The sequence below is a fragment of the Gemmatimonadaceae bacterium genome (genome assembly GCA_035606695.1).
Classification (GTDB): Bacteria; Gemmatimonadota; Gemmatimonadetes; order Gemmatimonadales; family Gemmatimonadaceae; genus JAQBQB01.
On the sequence record DATNEW010000026.1, the window covers coordinates 399,634 to 413,760 of the forward strand.

The window sequence follows — 14,127 nt, forward strand, 5'->3', positions numbered from 1 at the left end:
GATGACCGAACGAAGAGTCGCAGCTCGCGCGTCATTCGCTGCTTTATTCGCCGCGCTGTCGTGCGCCGTCGCGATGGCGTGCACGGGCCATCGCGGCGCCGGCGCCGTCGTCTCCGATCTGTCGACGATCTCGCGAACCGAGATCGACTCGTCGCACGCCATGAACGCGTTCGAGGTGATCTATAGGCTGCGGCCTATGTTCCTGGTGAGCCGGGGCAAAGTTGATCTTCAGCCGGGCTCGCCGAATGCGCTTCCGAACGTGTACCTCGATGACCAACTCTACGGCGACGCGACGGAGCTACGCAACATCTCCGCGATGACCGTCGAATCGATTCACTTCTACAATGCCTCGGAAGCGCAGTACAAATACGGGAAGGGAAACGCGGCTGGTGCGATCAGCATTCGAACGCGCCATTGAGTTTGCGTTGAGCTCGCGTTGGTCGGAGGTTGATCTCGCGCTGGGCAACGCGGATCACGGCATGCGCGTCCAGATGGCGATGGTACCGCACGACGACGTCCCGATGCGCGTACGATATTCCGGCGGCAGCGTTGCCGGCCCCGAATACACCTCGATGGCCTCGACTTCACGCGGCGCGACGTCGTCGAGCTCGAAATCGGTGGCGCGCATGCCGTCGACCCAGTACTGCACCGGACAATCACCGAACGCACCCAGATTCGAGCGCGCCATGCGCACGGTCGGTGGGCCCACTGGTTTCGCCGAGAGCTGAAGGCCCGGAATGGAGCGAAGCATGTCGCTCAACTGTCTGGGATTCGCCTTCTCGATGTCTTCGCGCGTGAAGAAGTGGCCGCCTCCCTGCGACGCCCGATGATCGTTGAACTTCTTCAGCCACGTGTTCGTCGCGTTCGACTCCACCGCGGGCAACTCGACGGCTGCATCGACAAGTGTGAAATCGACATCGAGCGCCTCGCCGGGCCGGAGGTTGAGCGTGACGCGGCCCGGTTCGTAGCCAATTCGATGGACAGTGAATTCGGTCGCCGCCGGTGTCAGACCATGAACGACGAAATGTCCCACGCTGTCGGAAATGGCGACAAGAGCACCGGACGCGATCGTCACGCGAGCGCCGCGGACCGGCGCGCCGGCGCGATCGCGGAACGTGCCGGTGAGCGTCGCCGCCACCGCCGAGTCGCGTGGCACCTGGGCGGCCGCGCGCGCAGCGTCGCACAAGGATGCAATGCTGAACGCGACTGCCACGGTCGGTCTCAGCCAGGAGTGCACGAACGGCCTCCATAACGCGGACATCTTCACGCCGAAGTCTATGTCGCCCTCGAGGTTTCGCCAGACCTCGGTCGGGCCCGATTCGGTGCACCGCGATAGGTTTTCATGTATGCGAAAGAAATCATCCTCGCGCCGCCGGGGTGCGCGCGGCGGTCGCGGCGGTAAGGGTCGCGGTGCGGCGGCCAAAAGCGAACGGGCTCACGAGCTGACCTCGCACCCAACGACGCGCGGCGCGCAAGCCGACACGCGCGCGTGGCTGCTCCGGCATTACGGCCCAACGTGCGCGTACTGCGCGACGAAGGTGCCCGCGCGCGCGATCACGCTCGATCACGTCGCCCCGCGACGCGGGAAGACGGCGTACGATCGCCGCGACAACCTCGTCCTTGCCTGCCGCGACTGCAACGCGAAGAAACGCGATCAGCCTCCGCTCGCCTTTCTGCTGGCGGTGAAGAGCCGCGCCGTGAATCTGCTCGAGTACGGCGCCCACTTGAGCGCGGGGCTCATCGACATGGCTCGGCAGCTCGTTCCAACTGATGATGCCACCACCGCGCCGGCGACACAGCGAGTGCGCTGGAACGCGTCTGATGAGGACGATGGCCCGTCGCCCTACCGCGACGGCTAAGGCGGCCCACTAGTGCGTTTTGGACAGCCGCGACTCCCACGGGACGAGCGGCGCGTCCAGAATCGCCTCCTGCACGGCATCCGACACCGCGCGGCGAATCGCGAGATGCGCCTCGCTCGCGCCGCGTGAATTGATTCGGTTCATCAACAACACGACGAACACGCCGCGCTCGGGATCGAGCCACAGCGACGCGCCGGTGAAGCCGGTATGCCCGAAGCTCCGCGTCGAGAAGTAACGACCTGAGCTCGCGCCCGGCGCCGGCGTGTCCCATCCCAACGCGCGACTCGATGTCTCGGACTGACGCGCCGTCCAGTGCGCGACCGTTTCGGCGCGCAGGAACATCCTGCCGTGCGACAGCCCGCCGTCGAGCAGCATCTGCGCGAACACCGCGAGATCGCGCGCCGACGTGAACAACCCCGCATGTCCGGCCACGCCGCCCAGGGCCCACGCGTTCTGATCGTCGACGGTGCCGCGCAGCAGGCCTCCGCGCGCGGGATCGTTTTCCGTCGCCACGATGCGCCGGCGCAACTGCGCGTCGGCGATGTTCGGCGTGTAGCGCGTATCGGTCATCGCGAGCGGCCGGAAGATGTGTTGCTCGGCGAACGAATCGAGCGGTTGCTTCGTGATGCGCTCGATCACGGCCTGCAACACGACCATGTCCCAGTCGCTGTACGTCTCGCCTTTGCCGGGCTTGTACGCGAGCGGCCGGCGGTTGATCTCCTTCAGATATGCCGCGCGCCCGCGAAATTTTCGGTAGAGCGGGGCGCCCGCTTCGAATCCCGCCGAGTGGGTGAGAAGCATGCGTGACGTGATGGCGGCCTTGGGGCGCGCCTTGATCTCGGGCACGTACAATCGCACGGGGCGATCGAGATCGAGCTTTCCCTGTTCGACGAGCAGCATCGCGGCGGTCGTCGTCGCGACGACTTTCGTGAGCGAGGCGACGTCGAACAGCGAGGAGTCCGTGACGGCATCGGCGCCCGCTGCCCAATCAGTCGTGCCGTAGCCGCGCAGATGGATGAGCCGGCCGTATCGCGCGACGGCGATCGCCACGCCCGACGCGACGCCGCGATGAATGGCGCTCGCCGCGATCGAGTCGAGGGTCGGTCCGAGTCGTCCATCGACGCCGGCGACGGTGGGGTGCGTCGTCGTGAGCGTGTCCGCGACGGGGAGGCGCTTGGGGCGATTGCAACTCGCGAGGCTCATCACGAGCGCGAGCGCACTGACCGCATTAACAACGAATGGCCGCATGCTTTGAAAGTAGACGCCCTTCGCGCGCAAGCAGCCTCGCGATGAATTTGCGGATTCTTCTCTTGCGAAACGCGCTTCGCGCACCGCAACGCGGAACGAAACGCCCCCTGCCGCCGCGGTGACAACAACCTCGGACATCGTGGTGCGACGTGCGCAACGTGAGCGCAACGTGAGCGCACTCGCTCGCTGACGCTCCACTAACGGTCGCTGCTTACTTGCCTGCCGGCATCCCGGGCACGCACATGACCCGCCTAACGCGTCGTCTGCATGATCGCCGGATCCAACCGGCTCGTCCCGTTCGCGCTGTCCGGGGCCGGTGTCTCTCCTGTTGAGACAACCTACCTCTTCAGTTCAGTCCACTCATATGCGAACGCTCACAACCGTATTCGCGGCTCTCATCGCTGCGAGCTGGGCCACGCCTTGTACGCGTCCGGTCTTGCCGCCGGTGCCGTCCATCGGTGTGTTCACGTTCATCCGGGCGTGCTGAGATGACACAGTCCGTCATGTTGTCCGACGACGCCTTGCTGACCGGACTGACAGACGGCGCCGACCGCGCCGTCGCCGTGTTCGACGCGCGCTATCGCCCCATCCTCGAGGCGTACGCGCGTCGCGTACGCATTCCGCCGTCCGAAGTCGGTGTCTACGTCAGCGAGGTGCTCGGTGACGAAGCCATTCGCCTCGCGCAACCATCGGCGCCGAAGCCGGCGAGCGTCGAAGCCTATCTCATTCGCGTGCTCCGCAATCGCTACTTGAACTCGCGCCGCTCGGCGGAGCGCCGGCGGCGCAATCAGGAAGCCGCGGCGGACGACACGACGGGCGAGTGGGTCGTGACTTCGCTCTGCTCCGAGGAATCACTGCGCGCCAGCGCTGGACCCGACGCTGGCTCCGCTTCCGTCGGTCGCGTGCTCGGCCAGCTCGCCGAGGAACTGGTCGCTCGGGTCAGCGACGAGGAATACTCGATTCTGATGTGGATCGGCCAGGGCGCGTCACACCGTGAGATCGCAGGTTGGGTCGGTTCGTCGTACGACGCCACGTCCAAGCGCATCTGGCGCCTGTGCCGCAGGCTGCGTGACCATGCATCGCGACAAGCCGAAACGTTGCCCGATGCGGATCGGACCGAGGTCGAGCGGTTCATTCGTCGCGCTGCCGCACCCGTCTTGGAGCGCGTACTCACGCGTGCCGTGCCGGCATGACCGCACCGACAGAAGCACTCATCGAGCTGGCCGCCGGCGTCTCGCGCGAGTACCTGCTGCACCATCGCGTCTGCCCGAAGGGACTGTCGTCGAGCGGTGAGCTCGTCCTCGCCGCGACGAAGGATGTGCTGCGCACCGGCGTCGACGAGCTGGCGGCGGCGTATCGCCGCGACGTCGTCGTGGAGTCGGTCGAGCAGGATGAATTGGAGCGATTGGTCGAGCGACTGACGACGCGTGCCGAGCGAACGATCGAGCTCGCGCGCGCCGAGGCCGGCGAGTCGAGCGACGATCTCGCCACCGACGTGCGCGATCTCGCCAATCAACCGCCGGTCATTCGATACGTGAATCTCCTCGTGCGCGATGCGTACGACGCCGCGGCCAGCGACATCCATCTCGAAGCGACTCGGACCGGACTCGGCGCACGCTTCCGCGTCGACGGCGTGCTCGTGCCCGCGCCCGAACCGCCGAGTCATCTGCATCACGCGGTGGTGTCGCGGATCAAGCTGCTGGCGGAATTGGATATCGCCGAGCGGCGTCGCCCGCAGGACGGACGCATTCGCGTACGCCTCGAGGCGCGCGAGCTCGATCTCCGCGTCTCGACGATTCCCACGATGTACGGCGAGAGCGTGGTGCTGCGTCTGCTCGATCACGGTGGGCGGCCGGTGACGCTCGACGAACTTGGCATGTCCGCGCCGGTGCTCAAGGACATGGCGCTCCTCTCGGCGCGGCCGCATGGCATGCTGCTCGTCACCGGACCGACAGGCAGCGGAAAGACGACGACGCTGTACGGCGCGCTTCAGCGCCGCAACTCGCGCGTCGAGAAGATCATCACGGTCGAAGATCCGATCGAGTATCAACTCCCCGGCATCACGCAGATGCCGGTGCATCGCCAGGCAGGCGTGACGTTCGGCGCCGCGTTGCGCGCCATTCTTCGCCAGGACCCCGACGTCGTGATGATCGGCGAGATGCGCGATCAGGAGACCGCCGAGATCTCGGTGCAGGCGGCGATGACGGGGCACCTGGTCTTCAGCACGCTGCACACGAACGATGCCGTGTCGGCGATTCCGCGTCTGCTCGATCTCGGCATTCCGGACTATCTCGTCGCGGCGACGCTCGAGGGAATTCTCGCGCAGCGGCTCGTGCGGCGCATCTGCGACGACTGCCGCGAGTCGTATGAGCCGAGTCCGGAGACGGTCGCGGCGGTTGCGGGGCGGCCGGTGGGACATGTGAAACTGGTGCGCGGCGCCGGTTGTCCGGCGTGCCGGGGCACTGGGTATCGCGGGCGTTTGGGAATCTTCGAGATGCTGAGCGTCACTGACGACGTGCGCGATGCGATCGCCGCGCGTGCGTCGCGCGCACAGCTTCGCCTGCTCGCGACGCACGCCGGACTCATTCCGCTGCGCACGGACGGTTGGCACAAAGTGGAGTCGGGACTCACTACAGTGGAGGAGGTGGCACGTGTCGTACAGGATTAGTTCACGACGGTCCTTCGCCGCGCGTGGAGCTCGACGCGGGTTCACGCTCATCGAGCTGCTCGTGACGATCGCGATCATCGCGACGCTCGCGGCCATCGTCGCGCCCTCGTTGTTCGGCAACATCGGCGACGCGCGGCACAACACGGCGAAGGATCAGGTTCAAATTCTCTCATTGGCGCTCGACGCGTATCGTCTCGACAATGAAGCCTTTCCTACGTCCGAGCAGGGGCTCGAAGCCTTGCGCACGATTCCCGTGTCGGGCGACGCGCCTGCTAACTGGAAGGGGCCGTATCTGCGGCAACTCGTACCGATCGATCCGTGGGGCCGGCCGTACGTGTACGTCTCGCCCGGCGTCGCGAACCCGAACAGCTACGACCTCTACACGCTCGGCAAGGATGGCCAGCCCGGCGGCGACGGTGAGAACGCGGACGTGACGTCGTGGAATGGCCCCGTGCAGCGATAGCCGCATGCCGGAGATCTTTGCGTATCGCGCCGCGGCGTCGGACGGCCGCGTCACCGACGGAACGCTCGATGCCGAGTCGATCGAGGAGGCGCGCGCGTCGATTCGCTCGATTGGGCTGTATCCACTCGAGATCGAGTCGCGTGGATCGCGGCGTGCGCAGCGCACGGCGATCAGCGCCGCCGATCTCGCACTCGGCTTACGCGTGCTCGCGGATCTGCTCGATTCCGGGCTGCCGGTGTCGCGTGCGCTGCATGCGCTCGAGGACCTCGCGCCCAAGGGTTGGCAGCGCGCGCTGCCGCAGATTCGGCAATCGGTGCGAGAAGGACAGAGTCTCGCGTTCGCACTCGGCAACGCGCCGATCGAGATTCCCGCGCTCGTGATCGGAATCGCGCAAGCGGGTGAGGCGGGGGCGGGAATTGGCTCGGCGATTCGTCGTGCGGCCGAGTTGACGGAGAGTATTGCGGAAACACGTTCCGCTGTGAAAGCGGCGCTCGCGTATCCCGCCGTCGTCGCAGTCGCCGGCGTCGGTGCGATCACGGTGTTGATCACCGTTGTGCTTCCACGATTCGCGAAGATTCTCGCTGACCTCGGTCAAGCGCTGCCGATGTCGACCCGCATTGTGTTGGCCATAGCCAATCACGCACGAGTGTTGATGGTGCCGGTCGTCGTCGTGGTCGTGATCGGCGGCATTTCGTGGCGCACCTGGGTCTCGACGGACAGCGGGCGCCGCGGGTGGCATCGGCTGCTCCTGTCGATTCCGCTGGTTGGATCGATTCGGCGAGCGTCCGCCGTCGCGCGCATGGCGCACGCGCTCGGTGCTCTGCTCGAGAGCGGCGTCACGCTCAACGTCGCGCTGCCGTTCGCGGCGCGCGCGACCGCGGATGCGGAGCTCGAGCATCGAATCATGGCGGTGCGCGGGCTCGTGACGTCCGGGCACACGTTGTCGCACGCGCTCGATGCGGAGAGCGCTTCCACGGCGACGGCGGTTCGGCTCGTGCGCGCCGGTGAGGAGTCGGGAAGACTTGCTTCGATGCTCGGGCATGCGGCGCGCATCGAGCAGCAGCGCGCGGATCGCGTCGTGAAGGCCAGCGTGCGAATGCTCGAACCAGCGTTGTTGCTCGTGTTCGCGTCCGTCGTGGCGCTCGTTGCCGCCGCGCTACTCCAGGCGATCTATAGCGTGCGGCCCACCGCATGATGAGTTTGCGACGCGGGGTCACGCTGGTCGAGCTGCTCGTCACGCTCGCGATCCTTGGCATACTGGCGAGTGTGACGACGACCGCGGCGCGTCGCATCGAACGGCCGGATCCACTCGCACCCGCGACAGTACTATCGGATTCGGTGACCGCCGCGATTGCTCAGGCACGCGTCATCACGATTGCGCTTCCTGTTGGCGGAAAGATCGTGTATGCGGTGGCGCTGCCGAGTGGCGCTGTCGTCGCCGATTCCGCGTTCGACGTCGATGCATTCACCGGGCGGCGCAATGCGCGCTAGCAACCGCCCGGGGCTCGCGCTCGTCGAGGTGCTCATCGCAATCGTGGTGCTCGCCAGCGCGGGAACGGGGCTGATCACGCTGCTCGGTCAAACGGCGAAATCAATCGCGACGACGCGCGCGAGCGAACGCTCGATCGATCGCGCGTCCGCTCTGCTGGAACGACTCGTTGTGTGGGATGGGCCAATGCTCGTTGCGCACGAAGGTCCATCGAACGTCGATTCGCTGGTGCTGACCGTCACGCCCGTTGGGCGCGCGTTGTTCGACGTGTCCGTCGCGGGCAGCGACGCGACGCCGCCCTTGTTGCGGACAACACTCTATCGGCCGGATACGACGCATGCGCCTTGAACCGCGGCGCGGCGTCACGCTGATCGAGGTGCTTGCGACGCTCGCCGTCGCGGGCCTCGTCACCCTCGGCTGCGTACTTCTGCTGCAACAATCCAGCGACGAAAGCGGCCGGCTCGTGAACGCGGGAAACGTGTCGACGCGCGGGGGCAACGGCCACGACGAGTTGCGCCGTCTCTTCCGCGACGCCGAACGCAGCAACGATACGACGCACGCGTTTCGAGGCGACGAGCGGAGCGTCGCGGCAATGACGCGTTGTCGCACCTCGAGAGGCTGGACCGCGCCGTGCAGCGTCATCGTCACCATCGATTCATTGGCCGACAGCAGCATCGTCGGCGTGCAGGTCGACAGCGGCCCCACCTGGCCGCTCGAACGCCGTCGTGGTGCGTGGTCGTTTCGATATTTCGACCACACGTCGGCTGATTCGACGTGGGTGAAACACTGGCACACCGTCGCGACGCTGCCCACCGCCGTGGCGCTGGTGACAGACGCCGATACGGTGATGCTTGCCGTGGGACCGTCTCGTGACTGAGCGCCGTGGCTTCACGATGATCACGGTGCTCTGGGTGATGGGAATGGCCGCCGTCGTCTCGCTTGCCGGACTTCTTGCCGGAAGGAACAGTGTCCGCGCCGCGCGAAATCGTACCGATGCGTGGCGCGCGTACTGGGAGGCGCTCGGATGCGGGCGTCGCGCGCAGGCGGCGGTCGATTCGTTATTGGCGGGTGCAAGTGGTGTCGCCGAAGCCGGGCGCATCTGGCGAACGTTGCCAGTGCAGGTCGCGGCATCACCGATGGTGACGGGGTGCGACGTCAGCTTCGAGGCGGCCGGCACGCACGTCGACGTCAACGCAGCGACGAGCGAAGTCATTGCGCGTGCGCTTGCGTCCGTCACGAATGTGCCGGACTCGATTGCTGCCGCGATTGTCGCGCGGCGCGATACCAGCCCTTTCATCGACGTCGGCGAGTTGCGTTCGATTCGAGGACTCGAGTCGGCGACCACGCTGGATTCACTCTTCTCCGTCGAACCCGGACGCGTGTCGCTCGCGACAGCCCCGGTACAGGTTCTGCTCGCGATTCCTGGGTTTACCGCCGAAACAGCGGATAACGTTGTTGCCGCACAGAATGCCGGAACGCCGATCGAAGATCTGACCACGGCGCTGATCGGCGTTTCGAACACTGCCGCGTCGGAGCTCGTCGCGCGCTTCCCGGACGCTGCTCGGCTCACGACCCCTGATCCCGATGCGTGGGTGATGCGAAGCCGCGCCGCGCGTGGCGTGCCGCTCAGTGAGATCACCATCGAGATGCGACTGGCTCGCGTCGCCAACGGCGTCGCTGTGATCCGCCTGCGAGCGCGGCCATGATCGGGTATCGTCTTGGCCTCGACGTAGCGGATCATGAGATTCGCGCGGTGTTGGTTGCTCGGCGGAACGTGCGCTGGTCGCACCGCGAATCGATCGTCGGCGTCGATGGCTTGCCGGAGGCCGTCTCCCGAGTCATCGCAACGATGCCGCGTACACGACGGCGGCCGCACGTACAGTTCGGCCTGAGCGGTGCGCGGGCGCAGATCAAGCGGCTCGAGGGACTGCCGCCGCTCGAGAATGAGAAATTGCTAAACGCCGTCGTGCGGGAAAACACCTCAGCATTCTTTCTGGCGCGCAGTCGCGTGGTTGTTCCACCTCTATATATGTCCTCCGACGGCGCGCGCTTCGGCGCCGCTCTCGACGTGAGCAGTGTGAATACAGTTATGGGCGAAGCGCGGCGGCGCGGGCTGCTCGTCGATCTCGTGCTGCCGACGACGAGTGCGCTCACGCACGTCGTTCACGATACCGTTCCGCCGGCGCTTCGATCTCTCGCCGACGACGCAACGCCTTATGTCGGCGCCTATGCGGTGGCAAATGCTTCACGTCGTACGCCCTTGGCGCTTCGCCCGCGCGACGCCGCGAATACGACGTCGATGCGCCGCATGGCCACTGCCGCGGCCGTGCTCCTGGTAGTAGTCGCCGGCGCGATGGCAGTGCTCGCTCCCGGCCTTCGCGCCACGCGAGAGTTGCGTGTCGCGCGGTCGATGCTTGCGCGTTACGGCCGGTTGGATTCGACCGCCACTCGCGTCCAGGATCAACTTCGCGCGGCGACCCAACTTCTCGACACGCATGCGCGGTTCGAGACGGAGCGGGGAAGCATCGAGCGGCTTCTGGGCGACATTACGCGCGCGCTGCCCGATTCCACCGCACTCGTGACACTGCGTGCCGATTCGGCCGAGGTGTCGTTTGTTGCGACGGGGCCGTCGGTCGCGGATCTGTTGCCGGAGCTTGGCGCCGTGTCGCAGACCGAAGCGGCGCGCATCACCGGATCGGTGACGCGCGAGACGCTCGCGGGAGCGAAGCTCGAGCGAGCGTCGTTCCGGTTGCGTCGCTCGCGTCCGCGTGTCGCGACGACGAAGCCGCGAGCGGCCCCGGCGGCGGGAGCCTCGCGATGATCGCGCTGCAACTCACACCGCGGGATCGGCGAATATTGATCGTTGGGGTCGCCGTCATCGGCGGACTCACCGTAACCGCCAAGGGCGTGCCGGCCGCACTTGCGTGGCAGCGCGATCGCGTCGACAGCGCGGCCGTGTTCAGCGAGCGGCTGGCGCTCGCGCGTGCATCGGTAAGGCAGTTGCCCGCGCTACGAGATTCACTTCGCGCGCGCCAGGCTCGCGTCGCCGCGCTCGATACTACGCTGATCACCGGAGCGTCCGCCGCCGCGGCGGCTGGAACCTTGGCTTCGCTCGTCGAAGACTTCGCGAGCGACCTCGATGTGAAAGCCAACGCAATCCAGATCCGCGCCGACACGCTATCGCGTCCCGGCCTCACGCGCGTCGGTGTGCGGCTGATCGGCGTTTGCGACGTCGCGGGCCTGGCAGCGTTCCTCCGCACCATCGAAACGGACGCGCGCGCGATGTCCGTGCGCGATCTCGCGGTCACACAACCCGACCCCGCGGGGCCGGATGCAAAGCCCGAGATGCTGCGCGTCGACGTCGGCGTCGATGCATTGGCCTTGATCACGCCGAAGCGGGGCGCGCGGTGACGCGTTACACAGCCGTGGCCCTCTACTTGGGATGCGTCGCATGCCTGGGTGCGTTGGGCCAGCGCCGCTGGGTCGAAGCGGCACCGGGCGCGGATGCGCACGCGCTCTCCATTCCGTCCGTGCGCAAGGGCCAAGCGGACTCACTCGGCGCCTGGATGGATGAAACTGAAGATTTGCTCACGTCGAGCGATCCGTTTCGCTTGTCACATTCGCAGCCGAGCGTCGCGTATGATCCCGCGACCGATGGCGCACCGGGAGCAGGTGCGCTTGGCGGCATCGCGCCGATGTATCGGCCGGCCATGACTCTCAAGGGAATCGTCGGCGGCCCACCGTGGCAGGCGATGATCGACGGCCTGCCGGGACAACCGCCTGGCACTGTCGTGCGCACCGGCGGCACCTACGATCGCCTCACCATTCGTTCGGTCACGCGCGACAGCGTGATCGTGAAGGGACCGGATACCACATGGGTGCTGAGCTTCAGGAGGCGCCCGTGATGCGCCATTCTATAGTAGTGGCGGTCGTCGGCATCGCGTTCGCGATACCTGGCGTCGCGCGCACGCAAGCCGCCAAGGCGACCGACAGCGTTGTCGTGCACGTGTCGAACACCGATCTTCGGTCGGCCGTGCAGATGATTCAGGCGTATCTCGACAAGCCGGTCATCTTCAGCGGCTCGACCGCCGGTCCACAGGTGAGTCTCGAGACGCCGCACCCCGTGCCTCGCTCCGAGATTCCGATGTTGCTGCGCGGGTTACTCGACTCGCAAGGGTACGAGCTCGTCGACGACAGCGCGACGCGCACGTATCGCGCGCGTCCGAAAGAAGTGATTCGTTCGCCGAATATTGTGCAGCAGCAGATGGGTGCAGCCGGTCCTGCCGCGGCCGATGCAACGCGGCGTCAAACCACCGCGCCCGAGCTTTTCGTGCTGCCGCTCAAGCATGCCCGCGCGGCGGACGTGGCGACGACGATCAATACATTGTTTGGCCGCGCCGCTCCGCAGCAGTCGGGAATGGGCGGCAGCCGCGCCCCAACGCTCGCCGATGAATTGCGAGGGAATCAGATCCCGCCACTCGACGCGACGCCGTTGCCGCAGAGTGTGCCGGGTACCGCCGGGCATGCTGCGACAATTACCGGCGAGCTGACGATCGTCGCCGACCCGCACGCGAACAGTTTGCTCATTCGCGCCAATCGTGCCGACTTCGAGCTGATTCGCGCCGCGGTCGAGCAGATCGACGTGCGTCCGGCGCAGGTGCTCATTGAAGTGCTGATCGTCGAGGCGCGCCGCGACCGCAATTTCAGTCTCGGCATCGAGGCCTCGATCGACCAGCACCACATTCCCGGCACCGAAAACACGACGATCGGCGGCACGTTCACTCCCGCGAACGCGGGCTTGGCTGATTTCACGCTCAAGGTCATGGGCGTTGGCGGCCTCGATCTCGACGCGACGATCAGCGCGGCGGCGAGTCGCGGCGACGTGCGCATCGTCAGTCGTCCCATCGTGCTCACCGCGAACGACGAGCAGGCCGAAGTGAACGTGGGAAGCCAGCGGCCGTTCGTGCAAGTGTCGCGGTCGCTGCCGACCGATGCCGGTGTGCGCGATCAGGTCGTCGAGTATCGAGACGTGGGCACCAAGCTGAGCGTGCGGCCCACGATCAGTGTAGACGGCATCGTGGCGCTCTCGGTGACGCAAGAGGTGAGCAGCGCGACCACCGAGACCGCGTTCAACGCGCCGGTTATTTCAACGCGATCCGTGAAGACGGACCTTCTCGTGCGAGACAGTCAGACCGTCGTGCTCGGGGGCCTGAGCGACAAGGAGCGCGACGTGCAAGTGAGCGGTATTCCAATTCTCTCGAGCATCCCGTTGATCGGCGGCCTCTTTGGAAGCCACACGCGTTCGGGCAATGAAACTGAATTGTTCATCTTCTTGACTCCCCGCGTCATTCGCAATGACGCCGACATGCAGCGACTCACTGATCCCATGCGGAACCGCGCGAACAAGGTGATGCCGTGACCGAACTTTCTTCTCTACTACTCGGCGACTCGTTAGTGATGCAACGGCTTCGGTCGCTCATCGAGGCCGTTGCACCGACTCATGTGAGCGTGCTGATCGAAGGCGCGACCGGAACGGGGAAGGAGCTCGTGGCCGAGTCGCTGCATCGGCTGAGTCGTCGCAACGGCACGTTGGTGCCGTTCAATGTCTGCGCCCTGGCCGATTCGATGTTCGAGGATGCGTTGTTCGGCCACGCGCGCGGCGCGTTTACCGGCGCAATTGGCGAGACCCTCGGGTTCTTGCGCGAAGCGAATGGCGGCACGGCGTTCTTCGATGAGATCAGCGGTCTTGCGGTCGGTTCGCAGGCCAAACTGTTGCGCGCGATCGAGACCGGCGTGTTTCGGCCGATCGGGTCGGCGCGCGACGCCCGGAGTGATTTCCGAACGGTGGCGGCGACGAACGAACGGCTCGAGCAACTCGTGGCGTCGGGAAGGTTTCGCGCCGACCTGGCGCACCGGTTGAGTGGGATCATCATCAGCGTGCCGGCGTTGGCCGAGCGGTTGGAGGATGTGCCGTTGTTGGTTGCGCATTTCCTGAGGCGCTCGCGGCCTGCGTCGCCGTTGTTGGTCACGCCGGAGGCGATGCGGCTGCTGCAGGATCAGCCCTGGACCGGCAACGTGCGCGAGCTCAAGCAGGTCGTCGATGCCTCGGCGATCTTCGCGCGCGGCGGGTTGGACGCCGATGCCGTGGCGATGGTGCTCGGGCAGCGTGCGCGCTCGCGCGAAGATCGTGTCGGGGAGCGGCGGTTGAGCGAGCATCAGCAACTTCTAAAGTTACTGGCCAGCGTCGCGTGGGATACCGAGATCGCGGCGGATCGGTTGGGGGTGCATCGGACCACGATTTATCGGCGGATGCGGCGGCTGGGGATTCCGGTGCCGACGGAGACGGGCGTGATGCCGGCCCGCGACGGTTTCGAGCTCGCATACGGTTAGCGCATTTGCA

Annotated in this window: 17 protein-coding genes; 15 read left to right on the plus strand and 2 right to left on the minus strand. The window is 66.2% G+C overall.

The window, feature by feature from the left end; genetic code table 11:
* Window position 1 precedes the first annotated feature (1 nt).
* A complete protein-coding gene (locus tag VN706_12730) occupies window positions 2-418 on the plus strand; it encodes a hypothetical protein (GenBank protein HXT16494.1) in 417 nt (138 codons plus the stop codon).
* 54 nt (window positions 419-472) lie between these two features.
* On the opposite strand, the gene VN706_12735 is transcribed toward VN706_12730, so the two are convergent.
* On the minus strand, window positions 473-1,213 hold the full coding sequence (locus VN706_12735; protein ID HXT16495.1) for a carboxypeptidase regulatory-like domain-containing protein: 741 nt from the start codon (window positions 1,211-1,213) through the stop codon (window positions 473-475).
* Window positions 1,214-1,346: 133 nt separating this feature from the next.
* On the opposite strand from VN706_12735, the gene VN706_12740 reads away from it, so the two are divergent.
* The gene (locus VN706_12740; GenBank protein HXT16496.1) at window positions 1,347-1,859 is read left to right on the plus strand and encodes an HNH endonuclease signature motif containing protein; all 513 of its coding nucleotides are present in this window, start codon (window positions 1,347-1,349) and stop codon (window positions 1,857-1,859) included.
* 9 nt (window positions 1,860-1,868) lie between these two features.
* On the opposite strand, the gene VN706_12745 is transcribed toward VN706_12740, so the two are convergent.
* A complete protein-coding gene (locus tag VN706_12745) occupies window positions 1,869-3,107 on the minus strand; it encodes a serine hydrolase (GenBank protein HXT16497.1) in 1,239 nt (412 codons plus the stop codon).
* A gap of 488 nt (window positions 3,108-3,595) precedes the next feature.
* Between VN706_12745 and VN706_12750 the strand changes: the two genes are divergently transcribed.
* The 13 genes from VN706_12750 to VN706_12810 are packed head-to-tail and all read left to right on the plus strand — an operon-like array spanning window position 3,596 to window position 14,117.
* The gene (locus VN706_12750; GenBank protein ID HXT16498.1) at window positions 3,596-4,300 is read left to right on the plus strand and encodes a hypothetical protein; all 705 of its coding nucleotides are present in this window, start codon (window positions 3,596-3,598) and stop codon (window positions 4,298-4,300) included.
* Window positions 4,297-5,775, plus strand: a complete 1,479-nt coding sequence (locus VN706_12755) for a GspE/PulE family protein (protein ID HXT16499.1) — start codon at window positions 4,297-4,299, stop codon at window positions 5,773-5,775. The genes VN706_12750 and VN706_12755 overlap by 4 nt, the downstream gene beginning before the upstream one ends.
* Entirely contained in the window at window positions 5,759-6,238 is a 480-nt protein-coding gene (gene gspG / locus VN706_12760) for a type II secretion system major pseudopilin GspG (GenBank protein ID HXT16500.1), read from the plus strand. The genes VN706_12755 and gspG overlap by 17 nt, the downstream gene beginning before the upstream one ends.
* A 4-nt stretch (window positions 6,239-6,242) precedes the next feature.
* Window positions 6,243-7,433 carry a type II secretion system F family protein gene (locus VN706_12765; protein ID HXT16501.1) on the plus strand — a complete coding sequence of 397 codons (1,191 nt, stop codon included), beginning with the start codon at window positions 6,243-6,245 and terminating at the stop codon, window positions 7,431-7,433.
* Complete coding sequence (locus VN706_12770; protein HXT16502.1) at window positions 7,430-7,729, plus strand: prepilin-type N-terminal cleavage/methylation domain-containing protein; 300 nt, start codon at window positions 7,430-7,432, stop codon at window positions 7,727-7,729. The genes VN706_12765 and VN706_12770 overlap by 4 nt, the downstream gene beginning before the upstream one ends.
* Complete coding sequence (locus tag VN706_12775; protein ID HXT16503.1) at window positions 7,719-8,075, plus strand: hypothetical protein; 357 nt, start codon at window positions 7,719-7,721, stop codon at window positions 8,073-8,075. Before VN706_12770 ends, VN706_12775 begins: the two co-directional genes overlap by 11 nt.
* On the plus strand, window positions 8,065-8,604 hold the full coding sequence (locus VN706_12780; protein ID HXT16504.1) for a prepilin-type N-terminal cleavage/methylation domain-containing protein: 540 nt from the start codon (window positions 8,065-8,067) through the stop codon (window positions 8,602-8,604). The genes VN706_12775 and VN706_12780 overlap by 11 nt, the downstream gene beginning before the upstream one ends.
* Complete coding sequence (locus VN706_12785; GenBank protein ID HXT16505.1) at window positions 8,597-9,433, plus strand: hypothetical protein; 837 nt, start codon at window positions 8,597-8,599, stop codon at window positions 9,431-9,433. Before VN706_12780 ends, VN706_12785 begins: the two co-directional genes overlap by 8 nt.
* A complete protein-coding gene (locus VN706_12790; protein HXT16506.1) occupies window positions 9,430-10,548 on the plus strand; it encodes a hypothetical protein in 1,119 nt (372 codons plus the stop codon). Before VN706_12785 ends, VN706_12790 begins: the two co-directional genes overlap by 4 nt.
* Window positions 10,545-11,138 carry a GspMb/PilO family protein gene (locus VN706_12795; GenBank protein HXT16507.1) on the plus strand — a complete coding sequence of 198 codons (594 nt, stop codon included), beginning with the start codon at window positions 10,545-10,547 and terminating at the stop codon, window positions 11,136-11,138. Before VN706_12790 ends, VN706_12795 begins: the two co-directional genes overlap by 4 nt.
* Entirely contained in the window at window positions 11,135-11,632 is a 498-nt protein-coding gene (locus VN706_12800; protein ID HXT16508.1) for a hypothetical protein, read from the plus strand. Before VN706_12795 ends, VN706_12800 begins: the two co-directional genes overlap by 4 nt.
* Complete coding sequence (locus VN706_12805) at window positions 11,632-13,146, plus strand: secretin N-terminal domain-containing protein (GenBank protein ID HXT16509.1); 1,515 nt, start codon at window positions 11,632-11,634, stop codon at window positions 13,144-13,146. The genes VN706_12800 and VN706_12805 overlap by 1 nt, the downstream gene beginning before the upstream one ends.
* A complete protein-coding gene (locus VN706_12810) occupies window positions 13,143-14,117 on the plus strand; it encodes a sigma 54-interacting transcriptional regulator (protein ID HXT16510.1) in 975 nt (324 codons plus the stop codon). Before VN706_12805 ends, VN706_12810 begins: the two co-directional genes overlap by 4 nt.
* Window positions 14,118-14,127 lie beyond the last annotated feature (10 nt).

Excerpts from the sequence above, each read along its gene's own strand:
- VN706_12730 (HXT16494.1), top strand. The coding sequence starts at position 2 with ATGACCGAACGAAGAGTCGCAGCTCGCGCGTCATTCGCTGCTTTATTC.
- VN706_12740 (HXT16496.1), top strand. The coding sequence starts at position 1,347 with ATGCGAAAGAAATCATCCTCGCGCCGCCGGGGTGCGCGCGGCGGTCGC.
- VN706_12745 (HXT16497.1), bottom strand. The coding sequence starts at position 3,107 with ATGCGGCCATTCGTTGTTAATGCGGTCAGTGCGCTCGCGCTCGTGATG.
- VN706_12750 (HXT16498.1), top strand. The coding sequence starts at position 3,596 with ATGACACAGTCCGTCATGTTGTCCGACGACGCCTTGCTGACCGGACTG.
- VN706_12755 (HXT16499.1), top strand. The coding sequence starts at position 4,297 with ATGACCGCACCGACAGAAGCACTCATCGAGCTGGCCGCCGGCGTCTCG.
- VN706_12765 (HXT16501.1), top strand. The coding sequence starts at position 6,243 with ATGCCGGAGATCTTTGCGTATCGCGCCGCGGCGTCGGACGGCCGCGTC.
- VN706_12770 (HXT16502.1), top strand. The coding sequence starts at position 7,430 with ATGATGAGTTTGCGACGCGGGGTCACGCTGGTCGAGCTGCTCGTCACG.
- VN706_12775 (HXT16503.1), top strand. The coding sequence starts at position 7,719 with ATGCGCGCTAGCAACCGCCCGGGGCTCGCGCTCGTCGAGGTGCTCATC.
- VN706_12780 (HXT16504.1), top strand. The coding sequence starts at position 8,065 with ATGCGCCTTGAACCGCGGCGCGGCGTCACGCTGATCGAGGTGCTTGCG.
- VN706_12790 (HXT16506.1), top strand. The coding sequence starts at position 9,430 with ATGATCGGGTATCGTCTTGGCCTCGACGTAGCGGATCATGAGATTCGC.
- VN706_12795 (HXT16507.1), top strand. The coding sequence starts at position 10,545 with ATGATCGCGCTGCAACTCACACCGCGGGATCGGCGAATATTGATCGTT.
- VN706_12805 (HXT16509.1), top strand. The coding sequence starts at position 11,632 with ATGCGCCATTCTATAGTAGTGGCGGTCGTCGGCATCGCGTTCGCGATA.